Annotated in this window: 26 protein-coding genes and 2 tRNA genes; 15 read left to right on the top strand and 13 right to left on the bottom strand. The window is 56.4% G+C overall.

Annotated elements, in window-relative coordinates; all coding sequences use genetic code 11:
- Positions 1 to 4: 4 nt before the first annotated feature.
- From QPL98_RS00790 to gltX, 3 genes are all read right to left on the bottom strand, one after another.
- Positions 5 to 80: transfer RNA gene (locus QPL98_RS00790), tRNA-Glu, on the bottom strand.
- Positions 81 to 87: 7 nt separating this feature from the next.
- Positions 88 to 163 (bottom strand) — tRNA-Ala (locus QPL98_RS00785).
- A 116-nt stretch (positions 164 to 279) separates the two neighbouring features.
- Positions 280 to 1761, bottom strand: a complete 1482-nt coding sequence (gene gltX / locus QPL98_RS00780) for a glutamate--tRNA ligase (protein ID WP_199452195.1) — start codon at positions 1759 to 1761, stop codon at positions 280 to 282.
- 142 nt (positions 1762 to 1903) lie between these two features.
- Here gltX and QPL98_RS00775 point away from each other — a divergent pair, with 142 nt between their 5' ends.
- Positions 1904 to 2833 carry a zinc ABC transporter substrate-binding protein gene (locus tag QPL98_RS00775; RefSeq protein WP_199452196.1) on the top strand — a complete coding sequence of 310 codons (930 nt, stop codon included), beginning with the start codon at positions 1904 to 1906 and terminating at the stop codon, positions 2831 to 2833.
- Here QPL98_RS00775 and QPL98_RS00770 read toward each other — a convergent pair.
- On the bottom strand, positions 2813 to 3727 hold the full coding sequence (locus tag QPL98_RS00770) for an AEC family transporter (protein ID WP_199452197.1): 915 nt from the start codon (positions 3725 to 3727) through the stop codon (positions 2813 to 2815). The genes QPL98_RS00775 and QPL98_RS00770 overlap by 21 nt on opposite strands.
- Before the next feature lie 307 nt (positions 3728 to 4034).
- On the opposite strand from QPL98_RS00770, the gene rnk reads away from it, so the two are divergent.
- On the top strand, positions 4035 to 4421 hold the full coding sequence (gene rnk, locus QPL98_RS00765; RefSeq protein WP_014421109.1) for a nucleoside diphosphate kinase regulator: 387 nt from the start codon (positions 4035 to 4037) through the stop codon (positions 4419 to 4421).
- Positions 4422 to 4523: 102 nt separating this feature from the next.
- Positions 4524 to 5678 carry a cytochrome P450 gene (locus QPL98_RS00760; protein WP_199452198.1) on the top strand — a complete coding sequence of 385 codons (1155 nt, stop codon included), beginning with the start codon at positions 4524 to 4526 and terminating at the stop codon, positions 5676 to 5678.
- Positions 5679 to 5745: 67 nt separating this feature from the next.
- Here the strand turns inward: QPL98_RS00760 and selD are convergent, their stop codons facing one another.
- Positions 5746 to 6783: a selenide, water dikinase SelD gene (gene selD / locus QPL98_RS00755; RefSeq protein ID WP_303292453.1), complete on the bottom strand. Its 1038-nt coding sequence runs from the start codon at positions 6781 to 6783 to the stop codon at positions 5746 to 5748.
- Positions 6784 to 6972: 189 nt separating this feature from the next.
- Between selD and QPL98_RS00750 the strand changes: the two genes are divergently transcribed.
- Genes QPL98_RS00750 through QPL98_RS00740 form a run of 3 tightly spaced genes read left to right on the top strand, consistent with a single transcriptional unit; the run spans position 6973 to position 9762 of the window.
- Complete coding sequence (locus QPL98_RS00750) at positions 6973 to 7221, top strand: helix-turn-helix domain-containing protein (protein ID WP_222197372.1); 249 nt, start codon at positions 6973 to 6975, stop codon at positions 7219 to 7221.
- Position 7222: 1 nt separating this feature from the next.
- The gene (locus tag QPL98_RS00745; protein WP_303292452.1) at positions 7223 to 8533 is read left to right on the top strand and encodes a type II toxin-antitoxin system HipA family toxin; all 1311 of its coding nucleotides are present in this window, start codon (positions 7223 to 7225) and stop codon (positions 8531 to 8533) included.
- 56 nt (positions 8534 to 8589) lie between these two features.
- Positions 8590 to 9762 carry a PLP-dependent aspartate aminotransferase family protein gene (locus tag QPL98_RS00740; protein ID WP_303292451.1) on the top strand — a complete coding sequence of 391 codons (1173 nt, stop codon included), beginning with the start codon at positions 8590 to 8592 and terminating at the stop codon, positions 9760 to 9762.
- Between the two features lie 13 nt (positions 9763 to 9775).
- On the opposite strand, the gene QPL98_RS00735 is transcribed toward QPL98_RS00740, so the two are convergent.
- Positions 9776 to 10036 (bottom strand): hypothetical protein, encoded by a 261-nt coding sequence (locus QPL98_RS00735; RefSeq protein ID WP_235853424.1) that lies wholly within the window; start codon positions 10034 to 10036, stop codon positions 9776 to 9778.
- Positions 10037 to 10168: 132 nt separating this feature from the next.
- Between QPL98_RS00735 and QPL98_RS00730 the strand changes: the two genes are divergently transcribed.
- From QPL98_RS00730 to QPL98_RS00720, 3 genes are all read left to right on the top strand, one after another.
- Positions 10169 to 10609 carry a methylglyoxal synthase gene (locus tag QPL98_RS00730; protein ID WP_023010494.1) on the top strand — a complete coding sequence of 147 codons (441 nt, stop codon included), beginning with the start codon at positions 10169 to 10171 and terminating at the stop codon, positions 10607 to 10609.
- A gap of 76 nt (positions 10610 to 10685) precedes the next feature.
- On the top strand, positions 10686 to 11426 hold the full coding sequence (locus tag QPL98_RS00725; protein ID WP_023009904.1) for a hypothetical protein: 741 nt from the start codon (positions 10686 to 10688) through the stop codon (positions 11424 to 11426).
- A gap of 37 nt (positions 11427 to 11463) precedes the next feature.
- The gene (locus QPL98_RS00720) at positions 11464 to 12528 is read left to right on the top strand and encodes a nitronate monooxygenase family protein (RefSeq protein WP_286895352.1); all 1065 of its coding nucleotides are present in this window, start codon (positions 11464 to 11466) and stop codon (positions 12526 to 12528) included.
- Here the strand turns inward: QPL98_RS00720 and QPL98_RS00715 are convergent.
- The gene (locus QPL98_RS00715; RefSeq protein ID WP_286895351.1) at positions 12512 to 16363 is read right to left on the bottom strand and encodes a DUF3427 domain-containing protein; all 3852 of its coding nucleotides are present in this window, start codon (positions 16361 to 16363) and stop codon (positions 12512 to 12514) included. The genes QPL98_RS00720 and QPL98_RS00715 overlap by 17 nt on opposite strands.
- Positions 16364 to 16580: 217 nt before the next feature.
- Complete coding sequence (locus QPL98_RS00710; protein ID WP_286895349.1) at positions 16581 to 17492, bottom strand: ROK family protein; 912 nt, start codon at positions 17490 to 17492, stop codon at positions 16581 to 16583.
- Between the two features lie 210 nt (positions 17493 to 17702).
- Here QPL98_RS00710 and QPL98_RS00705 point away from each other — a divergent pair, with 210 nt between their 5' ends.
- Positions 17703 to 18335 carry an HPP family protein gene (locus QPL98_RS00705; protein WP_303292450.1) on the top strand — a complete coding sequence of 211 codons (633 nt, stop codon included), beginning with the start codon at positions 17703 to 17705 and terminating at the stop codon, positions 18333 to 18335.
- Between the two features lie 3 nt (positions 18336 to 18338).
- Here the strand turns inward: QPL98_RS00705 and QPL98_RS00700 are convergent, their stop codons facing one another.
- Genes QPL98_RS00700 through QPL98_RS00690 form a run of 3 tightly spaced genes read right to left on the bottom strand, consistent with a single transcriptional unit; the run spans position 18339 to position 20469 of the window.
- Positions 18339 to 18683, bottom strand: coding sequence for a YdbL family protein (locus QPL98_RS00700; protein WP_114433335.1), 345 nt, complete (start codon positions 18681 to 18683; stop codon positions 18339 to 18341).
- A gap of 41 nt (positions 18684 to 18724) precedes the next feature.
- The gene (locus QPL98_RS00695; RefSeq protein WP_022992281.1) at positions 18725 to 18940 is read right to left on the bottom strand and encodes a YnbE family lipoprotein; all 216 of its coding nucleotides are present in this window, start codon (positions 18938 to 18940) and stop codon (positions 18725 to 18727) included.
- Positions 18937 to 20469, bottom strand: a complete 1533-nt coding sequence (locus QPL98_RS00690; protein WP_303292449.1) for a YdbH domain-containing protein — start codon at positions 20467 to 20469, stop codon at positions 18937 to 18939. Before QPL98_RS00690 ends, QPL98_RS00695 begins: the two co-directional genes overlap by 4 nt.
- Positions 20470 to 20596: 127 nt before the next feature.
- On the opposite strand from QPL98_RS00690, the gene dusA reads away from it, so the two are divergent.
- The 5 genes from dusA to QPL98_RS00665 all read left to right on the top strand — a co-directional run bounded on the left by dusA (position 20597) and on the right by QPL98_RS00665 (position 25081).
- On the top strand, positions 20597 to 21610 hold the full coding sequence (dusA, locus tag QPL98_RS00685; protein ID WP_303292448.1) for a tRNA dihydrouridine(20/20a) synthase DusA: 1014 nt from the start codon (positions 20597 to 20599) through the stop codon (positions 21608 to 21610).
- Between the two features lie 117 nt (positions 21611 to 21727).
- A complete protein-coding gene (gene tal / locus QPL98_RS00680; protein WP_303292447.1) occupies positions 21728 to 22693 on the top strand; it encodes a transaldolase in 966 nt (321 codons plus the stop codon).
- Positions 22694 to 22719: 26 nt separating this feature from the next.
- A complete protein-coding gene (locus tag QPL98_RS00675; protein WP_014421088.1) occupies positions 22720 to 23169 on the top strand; it encodes a TerB family tellurite resistance protein in 450 nt (149 codons plus the stop codon).
- Between the two features lie 14 nt (positions 23170 to 23183).
- Entirely contained in the window at positions 23184 to 24311 is a 1128-nt protein-coding gene (locus QPL98_RS00670) for a 3-deoxy-7-phosphoheptulonate synthase (RefSeq protein WP_153740424.1), read from the top strand.
- Positions 24308 to 25081: a glycerophosphodiester phosphodiesterase gene (locus tag QPL98_RS00665; RefSeq protein ID WP_303292446.1), complete on the top strand. Its 774-nt coding sequence runs from the start codon at positions 24308 to 24310 to the stop codon at positions 25079 to 25081. The genes QPL98_RS00670 and QPL98_RS00665 overlap by 4 nt, the downstream gene beginning before the upstream one ends.
- Positions 25082 to 25109: 28 nt before the next feature.
- On the opposite strand, the gene sthA is transcribed toward QPL98_RS00665, so the two are convergent.
- Together sthA and nqrM are read right to left on the bottom strand one after the other, a co-directional pair.
- On the bottom strand, positions 25110 to 26501 hold the full coding sequence (gene sthA, locus QPL98_RS00660) for a Si-specific NAD(P)(+) transhydrogenase (RefSeq protein ID WP_011785397.1): 1392 nt from the start codon (positions 26499 to 26501) through the stop codon (positions 25110 to 25112).
- Positions 26502 to 26573: 72 nt separating this feature from the next.
- Positions 26574 to 26816 (bottom strand): (Na+)-NQR maturation NqrM, encoded by a 243-nt coding sequence (gene nqrM / locus QPL98_RS00655; protein ID WP_011785398.1) that lies wholly within the window; start codon positions 26814 to 26816, stop codon positions 26574 to 26576.
- Positions 26817 to 26818 lie beyond the last annotated feature (2 nt).

Raw genomic sequence — 26818 nt, 5'->3', positions numbered from 1 at the left:
TAATTGGCGTCCCCTAGGGGGTTCGAACCCCTGTTGCCGCCGTGAAAGGGCGGAGTCCTAGGCCACTAGACGAAGGGGACTAGAAATTGGTGGAGCCAAGCGGGATCGAACCGCTGACCTCAACACTGCCAGTGTTGCGCTCTCCCAGCTGAGCTATGGCCCCTCAACGGATGCGTATATTAAGGATCCGCCCTTGGGGCGTCAACACCCGATTCCGCTTTTTTTAAAGTTTTTTGAACATCCCTGTTCGCATCGTTCAATTAACCAACAAACCGCTCATCAAACACCCAGAGCGACGTATTCCTTCTCCACTTTCTTGGTTTCTTTCTTGGAAAAGCCGCCCATAACCTCAAGGGCATGACGCAAACGAGAGCGGGTCATGTCCGGCCCCAGCAACGCCATGGAGTCCATCACCGACCAGGAATTAGGCGTTCCGGCAATGGCCACAAAGATCGAGAACATGAAATCGCCCATCTTCAGGTCCATGGCTTTCGCCAGCGCCTTGATGTCGGCAAAGATGGTGTCCTTGCTCCAGTGGCGCTGGGCTTCCAGCTTCCAGAGGGCAAACTGCAGCACGCGCTTGATCTGGCCTTCATCCAGTTTGTTATGGGCAAAGTCCTCCGGCTTCAGGTTCAGCATGCCGCTGAACATGAACTGGGCCATGGGCGCCACATCGGAAAACACTTCTGCCCTACCCTTGATATGGGGCACCAGGGCTTTCAAGTCGTCCTGGTTAAACCACCACTGTTGCATCCGCGCCATGAACTGCTCGTCGCTCAGCTCCTCACGAATCCACTGGCCGTTGAGCCAACGCAGTTTTTCCACGTCAAACACGGGGCCACCCAGGGACACGCGCTGGATATCAAAGTTCTCGATCATCTCATCCAGAGTGAATTTCTCACGCTCGTCCGGCATGGACCAGCCCATACGACCCAGGTAGTTGGTCACAGCCTCTGGCAAGAAGCCCATACGCTCGTAAAAGTTGATACTGGTCGGGTTCTTGCGCTTCGACAGCTTGCTCTTGTCCGGGTTGCGCAGCAGCGGCAGGTGACACAACTCTGGCATGTCCCAGCCGAAGTACTGGTACAGCAGCTTGTGCTTGGGCGCGGAATTGATCCATTCCTCACCTCTCAGCACGTGGGTAATGCCCATCAAATGGTCATCAACCACGTTGGCCAGGTGATAGGTGGGCATCCCATCAGACTTCAACAGAATCTGGCAGTCCACCTGGGCCCAATCGATCTCAATGGTACCCCGGAGCATATCCTGAATTTCACACACGCCTTCAACGGGCACTTTCATGCGGATAACGTACGGATCACCCGCATCCAGACGGCGCTTCACCTCGTCTTCCGGCAGCTCCAGATCGCCCTTGATGCCGGGATTCAGGCCCTGAGCCTTACGCTCTTCGCGGATGGCATCCAGCTCTTCCGGTGTACGGAAGCAATAGAACGCATGGCCAGCGGTGACCAGATCCTCAGCATACTGACCATACATGTGCTTGCGCTCAGACTGGCGATACGGGCCGTGGGGGCCGCCAACATCGGGACCCTCGTCCCAATTCAGACCCAGCCAACGCAACGCAGTCAGAATGTCCTGCTCGGATTCAGCGGTACTGCGGGCGTGATCGGTGTCTTCGATGCGCAGAATGAACTGGCCGCCGTGCTGACGGGCAAAGCAAAGGTTAAACAGGGCCACGTAGGCGGTACCAACGTGTGGATCGCCGGTGGGCGACGGGGCAATTCGGGTGCGTACTGTCATGAAACCATCCTGAAAATAAGTGGCCGATTTATAAAGGGCGCATTATAGCGGCCATCCTGCGGTTTCGCATGGGCGGCTTTTGCATCCACGACAAATATTGTTATATTATAACGTTTCACGCACATGCAGGATTCGATATACCATGCCGCAGAAAATCACCCGCCTGGCCATTGCTCTCTCAGCCCTGGCTATCGCAACACCCGCCGCCGCTACCAATGTGGTTGCGTCCATTAAACCTGTTGAACTTCTGGTCAAAGCCGTCGCGGGTGACAGTGTGGAGGTCTCAACACTGGTACCACCCGGTTCCAGCCCTCATAACTACAGCATGAAGCCCTCTCAGCGGCGTGCCCTGGAACAAGCGGATGTCATCTTCTGGGTCGGCCCGGATATGGAAACCTTCCTCAACCGTCTGCTCGGTGGCAAGGAGTTCGCCGGCCGGGCGGTGGCTTTCCTGGAGAGCGAAGGTGGAGAATCTGAGCACGACGAGCATCATGATGAGCATGGGCATGATCACGAATCCGACGCCCATCATCACGATCACGGCGACGGCGAAGACCCACATATATGGGTAGACCCGATGCTGGCACTGGACATGGCGAAAGACATCCGGAATGTACTGAGCGAACTTGAGGGCGTAAACCCCGAGGAACTGAATGCCAACCTGGAGCGTTTTCAAACCGAACTGCTCAACAAAGAGCAGAGTATTCGAGCGAGCTTTGCCGGCCTGGATGACATCAGCCTGTTCGCCTATCACGATGCCTTTACCCGCTACGCCGAGCACTATGGGCTGACGCTGGAAGGCGTTCTGACCCTGAACCCGGAACTTTCCCCTGGCGCCCGACACATCGCCGATGTTCAGGCCAAGCTCGAAGCTGCCAATCACCCGTGCCTGCTGACCGAGCCCCAATTCAACCGCCAGTGGTGGCGTTCCATTACCGAAGGACTGAACGTCACCTTCAGCACCTGGGACCCGCTGGCAACCGACATTGAATCGACACCGGCAGGCTACATCGAGTTTCAGCAATCTGTGGCCGATGCGGTTCTCAAGTGCTTACCAGAGCAGGCTCAGTAGCACCGGAATAGAGACCATCGCCAACAGGGTTTGCCCGCTGATGATCCCTGCCATCAGCGGCGCGTCCCCGCCAAGCTGGCGCGCCAGAATGTAAGCCGACGTAGCGGTAGGCAAGGCTGCCAGCAGCACCGCCACCTGCACCAGCAGCCCCTCCAGCCCGAGCATCCAGGCCAGACCCGCCGTCATCAGCGGAAACGCCACCAGCTTCAGGGCCGACGACACCATAAACGGTACCGATCCACCACGCAGGGCACTGAGCTGCAAACCAGCTCCCACGCACATCAGCCCCATTGGCAGCGCCAGATTGCTCAACGGCTCCAGTATGCCCGCCAGCAAGGGATGAAACCCTACCTGAAAATAGCTCCAGAGCACGCCAATGACCGAACCGACGATCAACGGGTTGGTGACAATCGCCCGAATCACCGCCGCCAGATTGATTTGCTCTCGCCCTGCTACCAGAGCGAACATCAGAATACACAGCAGGTTCAACAACGGCACCATAATGGCTACGGCGATAGCCGTGAGCGAGAGCCCATCATCCCCCAGGAGCATGCCACCCGCGGCCAGGCCCACGTAGGAATTGAAACGAATCGCACCCTGGTATACCGATGAAAACACCGGACCGGACCAGCCCCAGAGCCACTGCGCAGCGACCAGCACCAGCGTCATCGCCAGCAGCATGGCGATAATCAGCATCGCCGTATCACCGTAGGCGGAAGGAGGAAGCCGGGCCTGCCCAAGCTTGAACACCAGCATGGCAGGAAACAGTACGTAATAGGTGAAGCGCTCCGCACGGGGCCAGAAATCACCTCCGGGAAAGTCCACGCGGCGCAAGCCATGGCCCAACATGATCAGCACGAAGACAGGAATCAAAGCCTGAACCACCATTGGCATCACCACCTCCCGACAACCAGACACCAGCCCGTTCACAGGTGCAAGACACTAGCACAGATCTTCGGCAAGTTCGCAGTTGCCATTTTGCTCACCCGGGGGTAGATTCAGAGCTTCTTCAACTCGAAAGGCGAAGTGCAATTCCCGTGAACATTCTGCGTTCAGGCAATTACACGATATCTCTGGCACTGCGGTCCTCCTTCGGGAACACCGGCAGGGCTGCCATCCGCCTCTGATTTCGCTGAATCCACTCTCTTCCCGTCCGGATTCAGCGCCTAACCAACAATCGATTGTTTACCTGGAGATTCCTATGGCTGAATTGCCACCTATCACTGTTGCAGAAGAAGATTACAACCGCCTCAGCACCTTGCTTGAGCGGGTCGCCGGCCAGTCTGACGTAGCCGATGGGCTGGAAGACGAACTCAGCCGTGCCGACATGAAACCGCTGGCCGACATGCCAGAGGGCGTGGTGACCATGAACTCCCGAGTGCGCTTTCTGAACGAAGACACCGGCGAGGAGCACGAAGTGGCGTTGGTATACCCCCATGAGGTAGGCGACGCCGATCACAAAGTCTCGATACTGGCACCGGCCGGCGCCGCCATGCTGGGGCTGAGCATTGGCAGCAGTATCGAATGGCCCATGAAAGGTCGTAAGCCCATCCACCTGAAAGTGATTGGCGTTACCCGAAACCCATAAGCACTTTCCTTTACAAATATCAGGACTTGATATTTCTCCAAAGGCAGAGCGGCCTCCGGTGGTAGCATTTCCCCAATGCTAACCGACAGATCAGGAGGCCGTATGGCAGAGCAGCACCACGAAGACTGGGATCCCAGATCAGCCGAGGTTCAGAAGGACCAGATCCGCGCCTACGATGCCATGCGCAAGGAATGCCCGGTGGCCTGGAGTGATTACCAGCAGTGGACGTTGTTTCGCCATGCCGATGTCATGCAGGTACTGGAGGATCACCACACCTTCAGCAACGCCGTCTCCGCCCACCTGTCCGTACCGAATGGCATGGACCCGCCCGAACATACCCCCTACCGCAAGGCCATCGAACCCTATTTTGCGCCGGAGCCCATGGCGCGCTTTGAACCGATATGCCGGAAGGTGGCCCGGGCGCTGGTACAAACCCTGGACAAAAACAAGCCGCTGGATGTGGTCAACGCGCTTAGCCGCCCCTTTGCGTTACAGATTCAGTGCGCGTTTATGGGCTGGCCAGACAGCCTGCATCAACCACTGGCCGAGTGGGTGATGAAGAATCACCGGGCAACCCTGGCCCGGGACCGTGCTGCCATGGCCGATGTTGCGGAAGAGTTCGACGGTTATATTCGGGAACTGCTGGATACCCGCCGTCAGGCCGGTGACCAAGCGCCCGACGATGTCACCACCCGGTTACTGCGGGAGCAGGTCAACGGCAAACCCATGAGCGACGAAGAACTCGTCAGCCTATTGCGCAACTGGACGGTCGGCGAACTGGCCACGATTTCCGCCAGCATCTCGATACTGACCAACTATCTGGCCCACCACCACGAGTTGCTGAACAACCTTAAGACCGCGCCAGAGCAGCTCCCCGAAGCCATTGACGAAATCCTGCGAATGGACGCCCCACTCATTTCCAACCGCCGAGTAACCACCCGAGAGGTCGAGATAAGCGGCAGAACCATTCCCGCCGGCGAAAAAATCACCCTTCTTTGGGCATCCGCCAACCGGGACGAAGATACTTTCGGCAACCCGGACCAGTTCTGCCCGCACCAGAACGCATCGAAGAACCTGCTCTACGGCGCTGGCATTCATATCTGCCCGGGCGCACCGCTGGCGCGAATGGAACTGAGAGTTTTCATGGAAGAGTTGTTGAAGCAGGTAGACGCCATAGAACCCGTGGCAGGCGAACCGCCTGAGCGGGCGATGTTCCCTACGGGCGGATTCAATGCTCTGCCGCTGGTATTCCGGTAACGGCCACGCTTAAACAAAGAAAAGCCGCAGCGGAGCAATTCCGATGCGGCTTTATATTTCGCCGGGCTCAGTCTTCGATAAACACCAGACTTTCGTCAGAGCCAGCGGCTTGCAGACGCCCCAGAGGCTGCAAATCCAGCCCATGCTCACGGGCGATGGCCTCAAAGGCTTCCCGGCTCTTTTCGGCCACGCTAACCATCAAGCCACCGCTGGTTTGCGGATCACAGAACAACAGTTTGTCAGCGTCGGTCATACCGGAAATCGCCTTGCCGAAGGCCGCCGCGTTGCGGTGGGTGCCACCAGGGATGCAATCGGCATCAATATAGGGCTTCAGATTTGGCAGCACCGGCACAGCCTTGCGGCTAACCGTGGCCTTCAGGCCGCTACCCCGGCAGATTTCCAACAGATGCCCGGCAAGACCAAAGCCGGTGACATCAGTCATGGCATTGACACCATCCACCTCGGCAAACGCTTCGCCAACCTTATTGAGGGTCGCCATGTTCTCCACCGCCACGGCCAGATCTTCAGGAGTAACCTTACCTTTCTTGGAAGCACTGGTGAGAATGCCGACGCCCAGTGGCTTGGTGAGGTACAACAAATCGCCCGCCTGAGCGGTATCGTTTCGGATAATACGGTCAACAGCCACCTGGCCAGTCACCGCCAGCCCGAAAATCGGCTCCGGTGAGTCAATGCTGTGGCCACCGGCCAGGGCAATACCCGCCTCAGCACACACAGCTCGACCACCATCGATCACCTTGGCGGCAATTTCCGGTTCCAGCTCATTGACCGGCCAGCCCAGAATGGCGATAGCCATCACGGGCTTTCCGCCCATGGCATAGACATCGCTGATGGCGTTGGTGGCAGCAATACGGCCGAAATCGAACGGGTCGTCCACCACCGGCATAAAGAAATCGGTGGTGCTGATAATGCCAAGGCCGTTACCCACATCGGCAACCGCAGCATCGTCTCGGCTGCTGTTGCCCACCAGCAGTCGCGGATCGTGAAATTCGGGAGCATCAGTGTGAAGGATGCGGTCCAGAACGTCCGGAGCAATCTTGCAGCCACATCCGGCACCGTGGCTGAACTGGGTCAATTTGATGGACAAAGCGTCTTCCTTCTTTCGGTTGAGCAACTCGGTTATCGTCAGGATACGCAACAGTCTACAATGCAGCTCACTCTCCGGCCACCAAATACCCGAGAGCCCAACTTCTGAAAACTTATCCTCGATAAAGGCTAAATAGACTTTATCCGCCCAAGGGTATATTGTTTACAAAATCCTTTGTAGGGGATAGACGTGAAAATCACTTCACCAGAAATGTTGGCGCAAGCCCTGAAGAATATCCGGAAAGAGCGTCAACTCAGCCAAAGCACGGTGGCGGACAGTGTTGGCGTGAAGCAGGCGACCATATCTGGATTCGAGAACAGGCCTGAAGCATCCCGGGTAGAGACCCTTTTCAAACTGCTTACAGCTCTTGACCTGGAACTGCATCTGAGTGACCGCAACTCAAAACAAGCTGAGTCCGGTTGGGATCAGGAGTGGTGAAATGTCACAACTACTGGTAGCGCTAAACGGGATAGAAGTTGGTATCCTGGAAAAGGCTCGCTCAGGAGCAATGACCTTTCAATATCTCCGGGAGTGGGTAAACCGACCTGGTGCCCGTGCCATTTCACTATCTTTACCGCTCACCCTTTCGCCTTACAAAGGCGAAAGGGTGTATAACTTCTTCGATAACCTGCTACCAGATTCCGATACCCTTCGAACGCGTATGCAGGCCCGATTTCGTGTCGCCAGCAACCATCCATTCGATCTACTCGCCAGCGTTGGCAGAGACTGCATAGGCGCCATCCAGCTCTATCCCAATGGGACGACGCTTCCATCCACTGAACAAACCGTAGCGATACCACTCAGCAACCAAGAGATCGAACACCTTCTGGAGGGCTACCAAGATGCCCCTCTGGGCATGACCAAGGATCACGATTTCCGCATTTCTCTGGCCGGTGCGCAGGAAAAAACCGCATTATTGTGGCACCAAAACCAGTGGCAACTTCCACAGGGAGTAACCCCCACCAGCCACATATTCAAACTACCGATTGGTTTTCTGGAGCACAGCCACATAGATCTGCGCGACAGCAGCGAAAACGAGTGGCTCTGTCTCCAGATTCTGAAGGCCTTTGGACTGCCCACCGCCAATGCGGACATTGCGCGCTTTGGTCGCAAAAGTATCCTGATTGTTGAACGTTTTGACCGGAAATGGTCCAGCGATGGCTCGTGGCTTATGCGCTTGCCGCAGGAAGACTTGTGCCAGGCATTGGGAGTCGCGCCCGCCCTTAAATACGAAAGCGATGGCGGCCCCGGCATTCAGCAATGCATGAAGCTGCTGGAAGGCTCCCAGAATGCCCGCCACGACCGGGAAACCTTCTTCAAAACCCAGCTGGTGTTCTGGCTACTTGCCGCCATCGACGGACATGCAAAGAACTTCAGCCTGTTCATTGAACCTGAATCGGCCTACCGAATGACGCCACTCTACGATGTCATATCAGCCTTTCCACTCATGGCAAAAGGAAGCTTGCCGCCCGCAAGGATCAAAATGGCCATGTCGCTAAAAGGCCGCAGTCGCCACTACCACTGGAGCAGAATGCTTACCCGACATTTCCTGTCAACGGCAAAGGCCGCCGGCTTTTCACCAAAGCGGGCTACAGCCATAATGCAGGAAACGGCAGCCAACACTGATAGCGTCATCGAATCCGTCAGCGCATTACTACCCACAGAGTTTCCCGACAAAGTCGCCGGTCCAATTTTCGCAGGTCTCAGGGAACAAGCTCAGAAACTGTTGTCGGGCCAAAAGACATTTTGAGTCACAAAATGTCTGCGGCTCCATCCAATACAATTTAGCGACGAACAGGAACCACCATGACCACCCCAGACAACCAAGGCCCCGCGACTCGCATCATCCACAATCGCCGCCACAAGGATGCCTTCGGCAGCCCCTACTCGCCGGTATACAACACCACCACCTACCGGTTTGAGAATACGGCAGCCCTACTGGATGTGATTGAGGGGCGAAGCGACGGTAACCTGTACACTCGCTGGGGCACCAACCCGAGCATTCAGGAACTGGAGCAGGGATTGGCCGGGCTGGAAAACGCAGAAGTAGCCCTGGGGTTTGCCTCCGGTATGGCGGCAATTTCGGCCACTCTTCTGGCCCATGGCCGTAACGGAATTGTGTGCGTGGGCGATCTGTATGGCGGCACCCAGGAACTGCTGAAGAATCACTGCCAGGCGCTGGGGATTCCAGTGACTTTCCTGTTCCGTGAAGAGCAGGACCAGCTTGCGAAAACGCTCACCGAACCGGGCAAGCTGGTCTATTTTGAAACCCCGGCCAACCCGAACATGGCGATCCTGGACATTCGCGCCATTGCTGAAACCGCCCACCAGAACGGTGCACTGGTGGCGGTGGACAATACCTTCGCCAGCCCCATTAACCAGAAACCGCTGGAACTGGGCGCAGATCTCGTCTTGCACAGCGCCACCAAATACCTGGGCGGCCACAGCGACCTGACCGCCGGTGCCCTGATGACCTCTGCAAGCCTGGCAAAACCCGTGGTTGCCTGGCGCAAGAACCTGGGCCAGCTGATTGCCCCGGAAACCGCTGCCCTGCTTTCCCGCAGCCTGCGCACGCTGCCATTACGAGTCCGCCAACACAACGAAAACGCCATGGCCGTTGCTCAAGCCATGGAACAACATCCGAAAATCACCAAAGTACACTACCCGGGCCTGCCTTCATTCGAAGGCCACGAACTGGCGAAACGGCAGATGACCGGCTTCGGCGGCATGCTCAGTATTGAAGTGAAGGGTGGCCAGCAGGCAGCCGAAAAAGTGGCGGATTCCCTGAACGTCTTTCTGCTCGCTACCAGCCTGGGCGGCGTAGAAAGCCTGGTAAGCCAACCAAGCGCCACCAGTCATCACGGCCTGAGCCGGGAAGAACGCCTCAAACGGGGCATTGGCGATGGCATGCTACGCCTGTCCGTTGGCCTGGAGGATGCGGAAGACCTGATCGCCGACCTTAATCAGGCACTCTCCTGAGGTTTGGATCGCTTCATCGGCTCACCAGAAAGTCGGCAAACTTGCGGGTAAGCGTGCCAGGCAAAAGCTTGTTCGTGAACCAGAGCCCCCTGGCCCGCCAACCCGGGATAATCATAAAACGGCGGCGGTCGATACCTTTGCGAATCTGCGCCACAGCAACTTCCAGAGGCAAGGTGCCGGCCATCAGCTTCAGCGCTTCGGTTTGCCTGGGGCGGTTCAGCCGCTCGGCCTCCACCATTGGCGTTTCCACTTCCGGAGGGCACACCACAGACACATCAATGCCCCGCGTTTGGCTATTGACGCAACGGGGGGCCGGCGTGATGCCGCCATCGTCCTATTTCCCGGGCCACGCATTTATGAAACACTCTGCCCCTTTCACGGACTCTCACAGAACAAAGGACGCAACATGGCCGTAAAATCCGTTGCCCTGGTGGCGCACGACAACAAGAAAAAGGAACTTGTGGACTGGGCGAACGAAAACCGCACCCGGCTTGCCCCGCTGCGCTTGTACGCCACCGGTACCACCGGCCGGCTACTGAGTAAAAGCCTCGGGCGCAAAGACCTCAACTGCCTGCTGAGCGGGCCTTTGGGCGGCGACCAACAGATCGGCGCCAAGATTGCTGAAGGTGAAATCGACCTGCTGGTATTCTTCTGGGACCCTCTCGAACCTCAGCCCCACGACCCGGACATCAAGGCCCTGCTGCGCATAGCCGCCCTCTGGAACATCCCCGTTGCCTGCAACCGGGCCACCGCAGAGTTCGTGCTGACCTCTGCCTATATGACCGACGACCAGCACCAGCCACAGAAGCCGGACTTCTCGGAATACACTGGTCGCAAAGTTCAGTAACCGAAAAAAACAGCCAGACGTCCAGATCGGAACTAACATGAAGGGACACCCTTGAAAGGAGCCGAGGGGAAAGACTATGGAAGCAATACGCCGATTACTGATCGCAGTGCTTGCCTCTCTGGCATTCGTTGCGCCCCATACGACGGCCAACGGGTTGCCGGCAGAAGTCAGACTGGCAACCATTGAGGGTGTGCCCAGCGCAACAGCCGCAAGGCAAATCCTGGAAATCGCCTACCAACGTTTGGGTGTCGGTGTCTCCGTGATGGAGGTGCCCACCAAACGCGCTCTTCTGCTGGCCGACAATGGCGGCCTGGATGGCGACCTCTACCGGGTTGATGCCGTCGCATCGAATTACCCAAACCTCGTGAGGGTTGAGTTCCCTCTTCTCCAGGGCAAGCTTCTGGCCGTTGTCCGGGAGACAGAAACCCACGACCTGCCACACTCACCCAAGAATCAACCTCTTCGGGTATCTGTACTCCGGGGGGCCATCATCGCCGAGGACAAAGCCAGAGAGCTCGGCATGGAGCCTATCCTTGCAGACGATTACGATCAGGTCCGCTCCCTTCTGGAGCTAGGGAGAGTTGACGTGGCTTTCGTCTCGGATGTTGAGGGCATATCACCGCTGACAAACGAACATTGGCATCGGCTAAAGCCGATCCGAAAGCCCGTGACGACTTTTACGTTCTACCACTACCTTAACCAGCGACATGCTGTGCTCGCTGATCAACTCGCCAAGGTGCTCGAACAACTTGAACGCGAAGGAATCAAAGCCGAAGTACTGGAGTCCCTCCGTCGACATCAACACAGCAAAAGCTGACTCAGCATCGGAAAACCGCCTTTAAGGATCCCACATTATGCCCCGATCATGGCCGCATCCACTGTTGGACATACTGCACGTAGAAAAACCCATCATCCAGGCCCCCATGGCTGGCGTTCAGGATTACCGCCTGGCAGCCGCGGTTACCAACGCCGGCGGCCTCGGTTCTCTGCCCTGCGCCATGCTCGGCCCCGATGCACTGAAAACAGAACTTCAGGCACTGAATGAAGCCACCCAGGGTGGCCCCTATAACCTCAATTTTTTCGCCCATACACCGCACGCCCCGAATGACTCGCAGGAGGCCGGATGGAGGCAGGCACTGGCGCCCTATTACCAAGAATTCGAGATAGATCCAGCCACCATCAGCAACGGCCCCGGCCGCATGCCTTTCAACGAAGAATCCGCAGCTATTGTTGAAGCCTCCCGTCCGGCAGTGGTGAGCTTCCACTTCGGGCTACCAGAGCCGGCATTGCTGGATAGAGTCCGGCAAGCCGGGGCAAAGATATTCTCTACCGCCACGACTGTGGAGGAAGCCATCTGGCTGGAACAACACGGCGCAGACGCAATTATCGCCCAAGGGTTGGAAGCGGGCGGTCATCGAGGGATTTTTCTTACGAGGGACATGACCACACAAATGGGCACCTTCGCCCTGTTGCCTCAGATTGTGGACGCCGTGAACATTCCCGTTATCGCGGCTGGTGGCATTGCAACTGCAGAGGGAGTACAGGCCGCGTTGAAGCTTGGCGCAGCGGCAGCGCAGATTGGCACGGCGTTTATGCTGTGTCCCGAGGCAACCACCCGCCCCCTGCACCGGCAGGCACTCAAAAGCCCGCAGGCCAGGCATACCGCCCTGACAAACCTGTTTTCCGGAGGCCCTGCACGGGGCATTGTTAACCGGATAATGCGAGAACTCGGGCCAATATCAGAGCTCGCACCGGCATTTCCACTGGCAACCAACGCCATCGCACCACTCAGGGCAGCGGCTGAAGCTGCGGGCTCCGGCGATTTTTCACCGTTGTGGAGTGGGCAGAATGTGAGTGGGTGCAGGGAGGTTTCAGCGGGGGAGTTGGTGAGTGTTTTAACTCCTAAACCAGCAAACTAAAAAGAACACTCATCGGAGCACTACCCGTGTGACTTTTGTATGCGACTGGACCGTAGTATGTAAACGGAGCCGATTTGCCATTACGAAGCTTATTTTCACGAACGAACAGATGCACTGACAGTCCAAGCTTCTGATGGTGAATCAGCTCTCTACCACGCTTGCTCTCTGGCGTCGTTGAATTCTGGCTTTGCCAATGAAAGGTAGTTTCGTCGACCCAATGATCGATATAGCGGTGCTGACTTGCTTTGCCCTGCTTATTAAGTGTTACTAAAAGAACATGGGCCCCTGCCTCTTTCAAAAACACATGACCACTCTGCCAGTTCCCTGGGTTAAATTCCGCACCGAAAAGAGCTGGTATGTCTTCTCGCAGCAATTCCTGTCCGCGAGCCATTTCCAGCGGCGAGATAACCTCTTTCAACCGGGCGAAGGTCCTAAACTGCTCTACTAATTCCGGGGTGAGAACAATATCCTCGTAGGCTGGATTCGCAGCTTCCAGAATATATTCACCCTCAGCGGACTTCCGAACAGTTCGGAGCAAATATTGGGTATCGCCAGCCTCATCCAATCTTTCGATCGCTAACGTGGCATCAGAGATTTTCCCTGCAGCGCCAGAGCTGATCTGTTCGAGAAGTAGGTAATCGCCATCGTGGATAGGATTCTTGCCACCGTTCATGGAATTACCTGAGGCTTTCGCAATGAAATGCTTCTCCGGGTTTAATCGCCCGTAGCCGTTACCCAGAGACCGGTATTCCACGTCTTCAATCGCATCAACTCTGCTGTTTCTGAAGTGGCCGCAGGCAATTTTAAGAGTTGGAAAGAAAGGGAGTTCTGTACCCTCCGACGACATCGCCACTACGTTATTCTGCACTTCGGTCGCCGGAACAGTCTCGGACCTAGTCAAGTATTGGGCTAGCCTGAAGTCGATGAGTTCCTGGACCATTGACTCAAAAATCCCTAATCCAAACGTATCAACAGTGACTGTTGACTCAAATCGTCCGTTTTCCAAAACAAAAAAAGCGGGCGACTTGTTCGTCCAATATTTAGCGGGATTCTCTCTCCAATAATTCTGCCATTCAGGCGCTACACCATCCAAATGACGGACAGAATCGTGAATTTCCGCAAATAATCGAGGCCGGCGAGCCATTATTTTCCACGACTCATCCGCAAGTTTGGGAAACTCGACACCACCAGTCCAGCCACCAGTTGTCTGAAATGCCTCAAGCAATATTATTTTGAATGATTTATTCAGGGAGGTTTTCTCGACCTCTACGAAAAAATCACTATGTTTAGCCAGCAACTCATTTTCAGCTTCCGAGGCGTCACCAATAGCGCTCAGCAGACCAAACCAACTCCCATACTGCTTTCGCATCTGGCTAATATTAGCCCCAAAATGATAGTACTCAGTAAGCGTTGGCCTGCGCCCCAGCGTGTCTTTGAGCGCCTGATAGTCCTTCTCTGTCCCCTTCTGATCCAGCCCTTTCAGGAACTCAATCACTTCCAGATCATAATTAACGAAGCAGCCATCGGGCAATTCCAGCCGATTTTGCTCTGCTTTTCTCGCAAAATCAGCAAGCTGACGCTGGTTCATCGACTGCCCCATAAGGGCTTGGGGCTTGTGAAGGAAGCTTTGGTGGTTCCCGACAAAATCGAGAATCACAAGCCGCTCTTTACCATTGCTCTTACGCAGACCTCGGCCGATCTGCTGAAGAAATAAAACCTTCGATTCGGTTGGCCGGAGCAACAAAACCGTATCAATCGCGGGAAGGTCCACACCTTCGTTAAACAGGTCCACGGAGAAAATAACATCGAGATCACCCGACTCCAGCAACTCGAGTGCTTCACCTCGGGACATTTCTGAATCACCATGAACGGCAACGGCTCTAATCTTGTTCTTTTGGAAATACCGAGCCATAAAATCCGCATGTGCGCGGGACACACAGAAGGCCAATGTGCGGATTTGTTTATGTTGATTCCAGACCCGCAACGCATGGCGCGCACGCCCCATAGTAGCGAGTTTATGGGCGAGTAAATCAGGATCGAACTTCCCGTTGCGCCAGGGAATTTCCTGATACTCCACGGTTTCGTCGTAAATGCCGTAGTAATGGAATGGGACAAGGAAGTCGCCCCTTACGCCATCGAATAACGGGTATTCATAAACCAGATTGTCGTCACAAAGTGACAGAATGTCAGACCGGTCCGTTCGGTCAGGTGTGGCTGTCAGCCCCAATAAAAACTGTGGCGCAAAATACTTTAGGAGCCGGTGGTATGTCGGTGCGGCTGCGTGATGAAATTCATCAACCACAATGTAATCAAAATGCTGAGGAGCAAACCGCTCAAGGTGGGACTCTTTGCCTAGCGTTTGTATGGACGCGCAGAGGATATCGACAGAATGATCCCGCTGCTTGCCCATATAAAAACCAACGCGACTATCTGGTTTTATTCGGACAAAAGTCTCGGCGGCCTGGTACAGAATTTCCTCTCGATGCGCCACAAACAGAATTCGCCGCGCACCCAACTGCTTGGCATCAAAGGCTGACAACCACGTTTTACCAAGGCCGGTAGCCAAAACAACCAGGCCTCGCTTATATCCCTCGCCCCTGGTCTCGTCCAGAGCCTTTAACGCAGCCTTTTGCACTTCATTAGGTGTTGGTGGGGCTTCCTGCTCAGTACTACCAGGCGCTACTGGCTGAGGTGGGGGAACGCGCCTTTTAGCATACTCGTCGATCCAATGATCTGTTAGCGGAACGACATTGGGATGCCGGAAAAGTTCTTCAAAACGGTTTACAGCCTCCAGATAGCCGGTTTCTGGTGGATAATCGATTTGATAGTTCCACTCCAGTCCATCCTGAAGCGCTTGCCGACTGATATTACTAGAACCAATAAACGCCCTTCCCCAATGGTGACGAGAACCACCATGCCCCGCAAAGAGGTAGGCTTTCATATGAAAACTACTTCCTTTGCTCTCGTAGACGGCAACTTGTGCACCGTGATCTTGCAGCAGGGATAGCTTGCGCAATGCTTCCGGATCAGTGATATCGAGGTAATCACTGGTTAGTATTCTCACCCGTGCTGGGGCAGGCTCCCTGTCTTTGTGAATCACATCCAGAAGATCCGGAAGCAACAAATTCAAGCCCGTCGTTTTCACAAATGCGACAGCCATATCTACTTGGCCAGCTGAACGTATCGCATGGCACAGTTTCGGCAAGAAATGATGCTGTCTGCCTCCGATAGTCAGCCTGTCATGTGCTGCTGGTGCTTTATGAGCAAGCATGTTTAGCCATTGCTCATCACGCTCGGGCCGCTGATCGAGAGTCCGCCAGAAAGTTAATTGGACATCCTTCTCGACGGCTTCAAACCATTGCGCAGCCAACTCTTCGTTTGCATCCGTAAAATGCCGCCCGCCACTTTGGCGTTCGCCTTCGCCAAGCTTAAAGCTGGCATACAACGTGCCTCCGGGTTTTAAAGCAGACCAAAGGCGAGTTAAAGCGCTCGGAACTTCACTTGCGGGAAGATGTAGCAAACTGGCACAGGCCCATATTCCGTCGTAGGCATGCAGTTCTTCAACATCCAGAAACGACCGATGCTCAACCGGAAGCCCAGTTTTCTGACGAGCAAGCGCGGTGATTGCCTGCGATGCATCAAAGGCGGTAACCCGGTATCCATGACCGTGAAAATACAAAGCATCTCGGCCAGAGCCACAACCCGCATCAAGTATGTGGCCACCGTCGGCCACATGAGGGAGGAAGACGCGATAAATGTCATCCATAGATACATCCAGAGTTGAATCCACAAACGCTTCGGCATTGGCATTGTAATAGCCCAGCGTGTCTGACATTCGGTGGTTTCCTTGCTACTATTTCGCGCCCAATTCTTTTCTACCAGGTTACCAGCGACCGACTTTTTGTCCAGCCGCCTAAGGCAGCCACTCGAGCTCCCGCAGTTTCGCCTAGTTTGCTCAGACCGCAACCTGCCCGCTGGTGGCAACGTTCTTACACTCAGTGCGGGCGACGGAGTAACAGTTTGTGTCGTATGGCGGCGCTTTACCTTTGGATTCAGATAGTTGCCAACCAAGCGGCTCCGCGCACCCCACTGGAGTCTCCATGGGCGGCTTTCACAATCGACGTATCACACTCACCCCCAAACACATAGCTCGAAAGCCTTCCCGGCAGTTCCCGATATATCTGTTCCGCATTACTCATGCCGCCACCCAGCACGACGATGTCCGGGTCCAGCACGTTGATAACGGCGGCCAGGCCTCGGGCCAGGTGCTCCAGGTATTGCTGCAGGGTTTCGGTGGCTTGCGGGTCGCTATTTCGTGCGTTTGCAACAATGGTGTGGGCGGGCAGTTGCTGTCCCGTGTGCAGTTTGTGAGTGAGTGACAACCCGGTTCCGGAAAGAAAGGTTTCGTTGCAGCCATACCGGCCACAAAAGCAGGGGCGCTGTTGCAGTTCAGCTTCCGGTGTCCAGGGTAACGGGTTATGGCCCCATTCGCCGGCTACGCCGTTGGGGCCGGTCAGCAGCTGGCCGTTCACGGTGATGCCTGCGCCACAGCCCGTGCCTAGTATGGCGGCGAATACCGTGTGGTGGTTGCGCCCTGCTCCGTCTGTGGCTTCGGAAAGCGCCAGGCAGTTAGCATCGTTGGTCAGGGTTACGGGCCGTTGCAGGAGTTCACGAAGGTGTTGCTGCATGGGCTGGCCGTTCAGCCAGGTGGAGTTGGCGTTTTTAATGCGGCCGGTTTTGCCCGAAACGCTGCCGGGTATGCCTATGCCCACGGGTATTCCGGTGGTGCCGGCGTGGGCTTCGGCCTTTTGTACCAGGGCGTGGATGGTTTGCAGGGTGGCTTGATAGTTGCCGACGCTGGTTGGTACCCGTTGGCGAAAATGCTCCTGGCTATGCCGGTCGATCAGGATGACTTCGGTTTTGGTGCCACCCAGATCAATGCCTATCAGCCAATTGCTTCCCATGCCGCACTCTTTGTTCAACGGTTTCCCAGAAAATACGGTGTTATGAGCGGAAAGGGAACCCGGTATTTTTATGCGTCTTCTTTCTGACAAAAGCTCAGGTTATTCATAAAGCTCTTAACCATTATCGAAAATCCCTGTTTGCCTTGATATTCGTCAGTGCTTATCATCCCGCACCCTTTAACGCACCAAATCAGGGCATGAACAGGCAGTATGGGACGCAGGAACGAACAACTCCGCTGGCAGCTGGCCAAAGGCCTGGTTCAGGCGCTGCACCTGGAGCGCCTGGCGAGCAAGTACAGCCGTACCACGGTGATGGCGGTGTTCAACCTGGTTAATGGCGGGTTCAGTATTGCTTTGGTGTCGTTTGTGGCGCTGGTTACGCAGGAGGCTTTCATTTTCCCCTCCCTCGGTGCCACCGCTTTTATTCTGTTCTATGTGCCCATGGCGCAACCGGCGTCTCCCAGAAATACACTTTGCGGGCACCTGATTGGCGCCCTGATGGGCTTGCTGGCTCTGTACATGTTCGGGCTGCAGGGGCAGGCGTCGGCATTCATGACCGGTGTTGATCTGCCCAGGGTGGGGGCGGCGGCGTTATCGCTGGGGCTTACCAGCTGCCTGATGGTGGTGTTTCGGGTGGCTCACCCTCCGGCCGGTGCCACCGCACTGATCGTTTCCTTGGGCCTGATGCCCAATCCGGCGCAGTTGCCCGTGCTTATGGCGGGAGTGGCGTTGCTGTTGGCCCATGCCTTTGTGATGAACCGGCTGGCAGGTATTCCCTATCCGCTCTGGTCGACCAGCACGGGTTCCGCTCCCATTCGGCAGCAGGCCCCAGCGGCCGATTGAGACTTACTTCTTCACCCATTTGCCGTTGATCAACACAAACTGGCCTGCGGGCGTTTTTTCAATGGCTTTCTGACCGGCCACGGTCTCAACCTGTGTCACCGGAATGTCGTGTTTTTCAGCAATGCGGGTGTATTCATCCCGGCGGGCCTGGTTAATGGCTTTCACCACAGCCTGGGCATCGCCTTCTGCACGCACCACGTCCAGGTAACCGGTTGGCGTTTCCCCCACCAGGCCCTGCTGTTTAGCCGTGTCCAGTTTCTGTTTCGCTTCTTCCAGCCCCATGGCCAGCGCCGGTATTGCTATGGCGAGCGCCAACACAAAGGCGCCCAGTTGTATCAATCGTTTCATATTCAACCCCTTGGTCAGCCGTTGGCATTGTCCGGTGTTACTCAGAACAGCCCCTGTTCGCTGAACAGCTCGTCTACTTCTTTGTCCACCTTCACGTAGATCTCGTGCTGAATCTTTACGTTCAGGTTGACGGTAATCGGTTCTTTTGGTGCCGCCATCTGCACAGTGGGTGTGCACGCAAATAGCGCCAGCGGCAACATTAAAACCAGCAATGTTCTGGCCGCCAATGGCCGGCACCAACGCCATAGATTTGTCATGGCACTGCCTCCTGCCCGGATTGTTGTACCCGCTCCCGAACCCTTTCGGTCACGGCTTCGTTCACTCTGCCACTCAGCTGAAGGCTGGTTAACAGGGCGGGGATATCCTCTTCAAGATTGATGTTGAGCACAACCGGCTGCCCGCCACGAAGATCCGGATTCTCACCTTCCAGCCTCAGACCGAGCGCCAATTTTCCCTCTTCATCGTAGTCTATCGTGCTCTCCAGCACCGAATAGTGAAAGTTTTGCAAAGCTTGCACCACCAGATCCATGGCATCGCTGCTGCCCAACATGGCCTGCAGTCGCTCGGCCGGCATGATGAGTTTGCCACCGGGCGATACCGCCCTTAGTGCGCCCTCGTCTACTCGCACACCAGCGTCGGTCACCGCTACCGGAATGCGGCCTGTCAAGGTGCCAGTGCCTGAGAAGCCCTCTGCCGGATACGCCTGCAGCAGTCGCTCCAGCGAAAGATCGTAGACATCAATGGGAACCTGCCAGGGACGATTCGAGAGATCGACAGTGCGCGGCGCTACGCGAAGCCGGCCACCCAGAAACTCGGCTGTCGCCTGCTGAACGGCAAGCTGCCCCCTGAGCGGCGCAGCCAGGTTCGCTTCGTAATCCGCCAGGAGCTGAATCGGCCCAATGCCGATTCCGGAATCGACTTCGCCTATCCGGATGTCTCGCAGGGCGGCGGTTAATGTGTCCGCTTCCAGGGCAAACAACAGGCGCCCACTCAGGTTGGTGAGCGCCGTACGGTCCATTACCCCGGAAACATCAGAGAGGTCTAGCCGGGCATCCACCGCCAGCGGTTCATTTGGCTCCACCCAGAGATTTGCCTGAAGTGTTAGTTCACCGCTGTCCAGGGAAAGCAATTCCGGCCAGTTCAAGAGGGTGGCCGCAAGCGCCTCTCCTGCGTTCTGCGCAGCCATGGTCGTGCGGATGTCGGCAGTGAAGTCGCTCGCCGACCGGTTACGCAAGACGAGATTGGCTATCAGGCCGGAGCTGGCATTCAGTTTTCCCGCCAGCTCCAGATCTGCCAGCGTTCCGCTCACCTCTCCCTCAAACCACCGGCGTTGGGGCTTCAGGCTCGGGTGGCGGACTTCCGCTACGTCGATGCGCACATTTCCGGAGATGCGGGTGCGTTCCGGCATAGCACCCGGGGCGCCGAGATCAACGGTTACCTCGGTATCCGCGAGATCCAGCTGAACATCAATTAACTCTGCGGGGGTGCTTCCGGATTGCCGGGCAATGCGGGCTATTGTCAGCCGGGACCCCGGGCGGAAGGTAACGCCGACCTGCTTGTTACTTGCTTCAACGGAATTGACGATATCTGCGTGAATGCCCGTCGCTTTCCAGCCGGCGATTTCATAGTCAGGCAGCGCCAGGTCCATCCGACCTTGCTGGAGCGAGAACGTCCATGGCGTGGCATTTGCCTGAGAGAGTGTCAGGGCACCAGCCACCACAGCAACCAAACAGAACCAGAGGGCCCGAAAGAAGCTGGCTGGGGATCTTGGCGGTGGCAGTATCATCCAGTCGTTCCGATAAATTGGATTACTCCATGCAGGTATAGAGAGCCGGATTTAGGATACTACGGAGGCAGGGCTGATCATATTTCGTGTTAGACTCCACTCCGAATTTTTCTGTATCCGGAATACGATGACTTCTGAACAAGCCACCACCAAGGCCCTGTCCCGTCGCTTCTGCGTCGCTCCCATGATGGACTGGACCACCCCGCACTTTCGTTACCTGGCCCGCATCCTCAGCAAGCGGGCGCTGCTTTATACAGAAATGGTCACCACAGGTGCGCTCATCCATGGCGATACCGAGCGCTTTCTGCGCCACGATGTTTCAGAGTATCCGCTGGCGCTTCAGCTCGGCGGCAGCGACGCTAACGAGTTGGCCCATTGCGCGCGGCTGGCGCAACAGTTCGGGTTCAGCGAGGTTAACCTGAACGTGGGTTGCCCCAGCGACCGGGTGCAGAACAACATGATCGGCGCCTGTCTGATGGGCCATCCAGACAAGGTAGCAGAGGGCGTGGCCGCAATGATTGAGGCCACCGACCTTCCGGTTACGGTAAAGCACCGCATTGGTATCAACGGCCGGGAATCCTGGGACGAGCTGTGCGAGTTTATTGAAACCGTGGCCGCAGCCGGCTGCAAGACATTCATTGTGCATGCCCGTATTGCCGTTCTTGAAGGCTTGAGCCCGAAGGAAAACCGGGACATTCCGCCGCTCAAATACGACTGGGTGTATCGCCTGAAACAGGCCTATCCGCACCTGGAGATTATCATCAATGGCGGCATCAAAACCTTCGAGGACTGCCATGAGCATCTGGCCCACACCGATGGCGTGATGCTGGGGCGAGAGGCCTACCACAATCCCTGGTTGCTGGCCGAGGTAGACACTGAACTATTTGGTGAGCCACCGGCCGTTACCAGCCGCCATGAGGCCCTCCGGGCCATGTTCCCGTTCATTCAGCAGGAGCTGGACCGGGGCGCGTACCTCACCCACATTACCCGCCATATCATGGGCCTGTTCCTGGGGCAGCCGGGGGGACGGCAGTTCCGCCGTCATCTGAGTGAGAATGCCAACAAACCCGGCTCCGGGCTGGAAGTGGTCGAACAGGCGCTGGCGAAAGTCAGAGAACCGGAACCCAGTTTGGAAACCTGATCGCCACCATACCTTTTGTTGTCTTGTTACTGTCGTAAGCTGCCGTTATTGTAGGAGTTAAAAGGGCATTGTGGATGAATGCCCGGATAACACCGAACCATCGGGATGACAGGACGAATGAACAGCAAACTCGAACAGCTTAAAACCATGACCACGGTTGTGGCCGACACCGGCGATATTGATGCTATCCGGCAGTGGCGCCCGGAAGACGCCACCACCAACCCTTCCCTGCTGCTGAAGGCCGCGGCCTCAGAGGCGTATCGCCCCATGCTGGAAAAGGCCGTGGCCTATGCGGCCAAGCACGGTGGCTCGGATGCCGAACAACTTACGGTCGCAACCGACATGTTGGCAGTGCTGGCTGGCAAGGAAATTCTCGGGCTGATTCCGGGCGTGGTCTCCACCGAGGTAGATGCCCGGTTGTCCTTCGACACCTCCGCCACTCTGGAGCGTGCCCGCCGCCTGGTGGACTTTTACGACCGCCAGGGCGTGGACACTAACCGTGTTCTGATCAAGATTGCCTCCACCTGGGAGGGTATCCGTGCAGCAGAGCAGCTTGAGAAGGAAGGCATCCGCTGCAACCTGACGCTGCTTTTCTCTTTTGTGCAAGCAGTGGCGTGTGCCCAGGCCGGCGCCCATCTGATTTCACCGTTCGTGGGCCGTATCCTCGACTGGCACCTGGCCAGCTCCGGGCGCGACAGCTATCCGGCCGAGGAAGATCCTGGCGTACTTTCGGTTTCACGCATCTACAATTACTACAAGGCCAATGGCTTCAACACAGTGGTAATGGGTGCCAGCTTCCGCAACACCGGCGAAATCGAAATGCTGGCCGGCTGCGACCGGCTCACCATCAGTCCGGCACTGCTTCAGGAGCTGAAGGATGATCAGGGCACTCTGGCCAGGAAACTCAACCCGGAGACGGCCTCCTCGACCGACAAACCGGGCCAGGTTAACGAGAAGCTGTTCCGGTGGGAATCCAACGAAGACCCGATGGCCACCGAAAAGCTGGCTGATGGCATTCGCCGTTTTGCGGCAGACCAGATCGAACTGGAGAACCGGGTCCGCCAGCTCGCGCAGGCGGCCTGACATTTGTTGAAACGAAGTAACTGACCATGATCGAACGCCTGAAGAAACTGTTTTCCGTTGCCGAGTCAGAACCGGTCGAGCCGGATGCACATCAACTGGCCGTGGCAGCCACCGCCCTGATGGTGCAACTTTCGCGGGTAGACAACCAGGAAGACGAGCGGGAACTGAAGACCATTGTCGACTGTGCGGTGAAGGCTCATCAGATTACCCGGGAAGAGGCTGAGGAAATCCTGCACGATGCCCTCGCCCACGCCGAAGACGCCACATCGTTGTATCAGTTTACCGGGCAGATTAACGATCATCTGGATCAGCAACAGAAGCAGTCCCTGTTGGAGAGTATCTGGCGGGTTGCCTTTGCCGACGGCCGTATCGACAAATACGAGGAACACCTTATTCGCCGCATGGCAGACCTGCTGCATCTTAATCATCGCGAGTTCATGCAGGCCCGGCACCGGGCGGAAGAATCCGCATCCTGATTCAAGGAGATTCCATGTTAGCCATTCTTCACCCCAACACCGCGCTCGATAGTGAAGCCTATCGCCAGACCATGGAATACCTGGAAAACCTTCCGGGCGTCAGCATCCGGGTACACGAAATTCAGGGTGCCAGCCAGCGACTGACCGAAATCTACCTGCTGGGCGACACCAAATCCCTGGAAAAAGCAGAAATTGAAGCCCTGCCGGCGGTGGAACGCGCCATCCGGATCTCCGAGGACTACCGCATTCTTGGCCGCCACAAGGATGACAAGCGCCAGAGTGGCTTCACCTATAATGGTGTAGAGTTCAGCCAGAACAACCTGAACATTTTCGCCGGCCTCTGCGCGGTGGATGTGCCCGAGCATGTGGAAATGATGCTGCAGGCGCTGGAAGACAACGGTGAGGTATGTACCCGAATGGGGGCCTACAAGCCGCGCACCAACCCTTACTCCTTCCAGGGCCACGGCAAGGGCTGCCTGCCCTGGGTGTTCGAGAAAGCAGGCAAGCATGGTATCAAGGTGATTGCCATGGAAATCACCCACGAAAGCCATATCGAGGAAATCGACACTTGCCTGGAAAAACTCGGCCGGCCAACCGGCGTGATGCTGCAGGTAGGGACCCGCAACACCCAGAACTTCGAACTGCTCAAGGCCATTGGCCGGCAGAGCACCTACCCGGTGCTCCTCAAGCGTGGTTTCGGTATCACCCTGAATGAATCCCTGAACGCAGCCGAGTATCTGGCCAGCGAGGGCAACGCCAACGTCATTTTCTGTTTACGCGGCATGAAAACCGAGGCCGGCCTGCCCCACCGCAATATGGTGGACTTTGCCCATGTGCCTGCGGTAAAACGCCTGACCCGCATGCCGGTGTGTGTGGATCCGTCCCACTCCGTGGGCAGCCGGGACCAGTCACCGGATGGTATTCTGGATGTGATGCACGCAACCGCACAGGGGGTTATTGCCGGCGCCAACATGGTGCTGGTGGACTTCCACCCGAAACCGGAGAAAGCTCTGGTAGACGGCCCTCAGGCCCTTCTGATGAGCGAATTACCGGCCTACCTGGAAGATATTCGCCTGTGCCACGAGACCTGGAAGAAACGCCAGGCCATATACCAACGCCTCAGGGAAACTACAGCAGAATGATCGTTTATGGTCACCGTGGAGCCAAAGGAGAGGCTCCGGAAAACACCATGCCTGGCTTCATCCATGCCCACCGGCATGGCATCCGGCATTTTGAGCTGGATCTGGTGCTGTCGAAAGACGGCATTCCCGTGCTGGTGCACGACCTGACCGTGAACCGCACCACCGGCCAGAAAGGCAGTGTCGGCAAGTATACCGCCGCCGAACTGGCCGAGATGGATGCGCGCCGCAATACCAGTTCTTGGTCCCGGAAAACCGGCATTCCCTCGCTGGAGAATCTGCTCGATCAGTTTGATGACATTGAGCACCTTCAACTGGAGGTGAAAAAGGATGCCCGGCCCAGGCTGAACATTCTGTGCAATCGACTGACCGAGATCATCCAGCGCCGGGATTTGTACCAAACCGCCGCAATCACCTCTTCCGACCCCTGGTTTCTGCGTGAAATCCGCCGTCGCGACAAAAATATACGCATCGGCCTGGTGGCCGAGCGCAAGTTTCCCAAGCCACTGAATCTGGCCACCCGGCTGGGCTGCGAATATTTCTGTGTGAACTGGAAGATTCTGACCAAAGGCATGGTCGAAACGGCGCACCGGCGGAACATGCATGTGTCTACCTGGACGGTAAACCGTATCCACGACATGTTGCTTCTGGAAGAGATGGGGGTCGACAGTATTATTACCGATTACCCCACCAGCACCCGCATGTTCTTCGATAACCGGGCCAAGGCCGTGTTGAACCTGCCGATACGGGAAACCGCACCAGAGCCCGCCTGAAGCAAGGCTCTGATGGACAACGGCCTGATCAGAAGATCCGATTCAGGCCGTTCAGGGCAGCTACCCGATAGGCTTCCGCCATGGTCGGGTAGTTGAAGGTGGTGTTGATAAAGTAGTTCAGGGAATTGGCTTCCCCTTCCTGGTTCATGATGGCCTGGCCGATGTGAACAATCTCGGCGGCCTGGTCACCAAAGCAGTGTATCCCCAGAATTTCCCGGGTCTCCCGGTGGAACAGAATCTTCAGCATGCCCACGGCTTCGCCGGTAATCTGCGCCCTCGCCAGATCCTTGAAGAACGCCTGGCCGACATCGTATGGCACTTTGGCTTCGGTCAGTTCGCGCTCGGTTTTACCAACAGAGCTGATTTCCGGAATGGTATAAATGCCGGTAGGCACGTCGTCCACAAAGCGGAAATACTCGTCCTGGGTAATGTCAGACGAGGCCGCCCGCCCCTGGTCGTAAGCGGCACTGGCCAGGCTTGGCCAGCCAATCACATCGCCGGCGGCATAGATATGCTCGACTTCCGTGCGGTAATGCTCGTCTACCGCCAGCTGGCCCCGGCTGTTCGGTGTCAGGCCCACGTTCTCAAGCCCCAGATTCTCGGTATTGCCGCTACGGCCATTACACCACAGGAAGGCATCGGCCCGAATCTTCTTGCCGGATTGCAGTGACAGTACAACGCCGTGATCGTCACCTTTCACGGATTCATACTGCTCATTGTGGCGAACCAATACACCGTTGTTACGCAGGTGGTAACTCAGGGCATCGGAAATTTCATCATCCAGGAACGACAGCAAGCGACTGCCCGGGTTGATCAGGTCTACCTTCACACCCAGTCCAGCAAAGATAGAGGCGTATTCCGACCCAATGACACCGGCACCGTAGATAATCAGGGTACGCGGGGTGTGGGACAGATTCAGAATGGAGTCTGAGTTGTAGATCCGATGATGACGGAAGTCGACATCGGGCGGCAGGTACGGGCGGGAACCGGTGGCAATGATGGCCTGTTTGAAATGGATGGTTTCCACAGACTTGTTGCCACGGATTTCCAACCGGTGCTTGTCGACAAATGCGGCACGGCCGTTGATAAGGTCTACCCGGTTACGGGAATAGAACTGAGTGCGCAGCTTCACCTGTTTGCCAATCACCTTCTGGGCGTTCTGCAATACCCGCGGAAAAGAGAACCAGCGCGGTTCACCAATGTCCCGGAACATCTGGTTGGTGTTGAAGGTGATGATCTGCTTGACCGAGTGACGCAGTGCCTTGGACGGAATGGTGCCCCAGTGGGTGCAGTTACCGCCAACCGTAGGCTTGTCTTCAATGATGGCGACGCGCCTGTTGTGCTTCGCCGCATTCATTGCCGCCCCTTCTCCCGAAGGACCGGCGCCAATAACCACCACGTCGTAATGATGCTCTGCCATGCGCGCACTGACTCCTTATCTACACTCTGAAAGCGTAGCTATAGTTATTAATGTATTGTTGGCCTGGAGCGGTTATTTGTCGGCCTTGGTGGCATCGTATGCCAGGTCTTCCGCTTTTACTGGCTCATCCGAGCCGCTCCGGCTCTCTTCGCATTTCTGGGTATTGCCCCCGCAAATCTCACAGGAAGTACTGATTCCCAGAGCGCCAATACCACCGCAGGTTCCGCTGATCGGCTTTCGACCGAAAATCACACCGATCGACATACCGGCAATCAGCAGCACCACAATAAACAACACCAAAAGAAAGGTACCCATTA

Source organism: Marinobacter sp. ST-43 (assembly GCF_030541085.1).
Lineage (GTDB): Bacteria > Pseudomonadota > Gammaproteobacteria > Pseudomonadales > Oleiphilaceae > Marinobacter > Marinobacter nauticus.
Note: the sequence above shows the minus strand (reverse complement) of the source record. Positions and strands in the feature narration are given on the sequence as shown.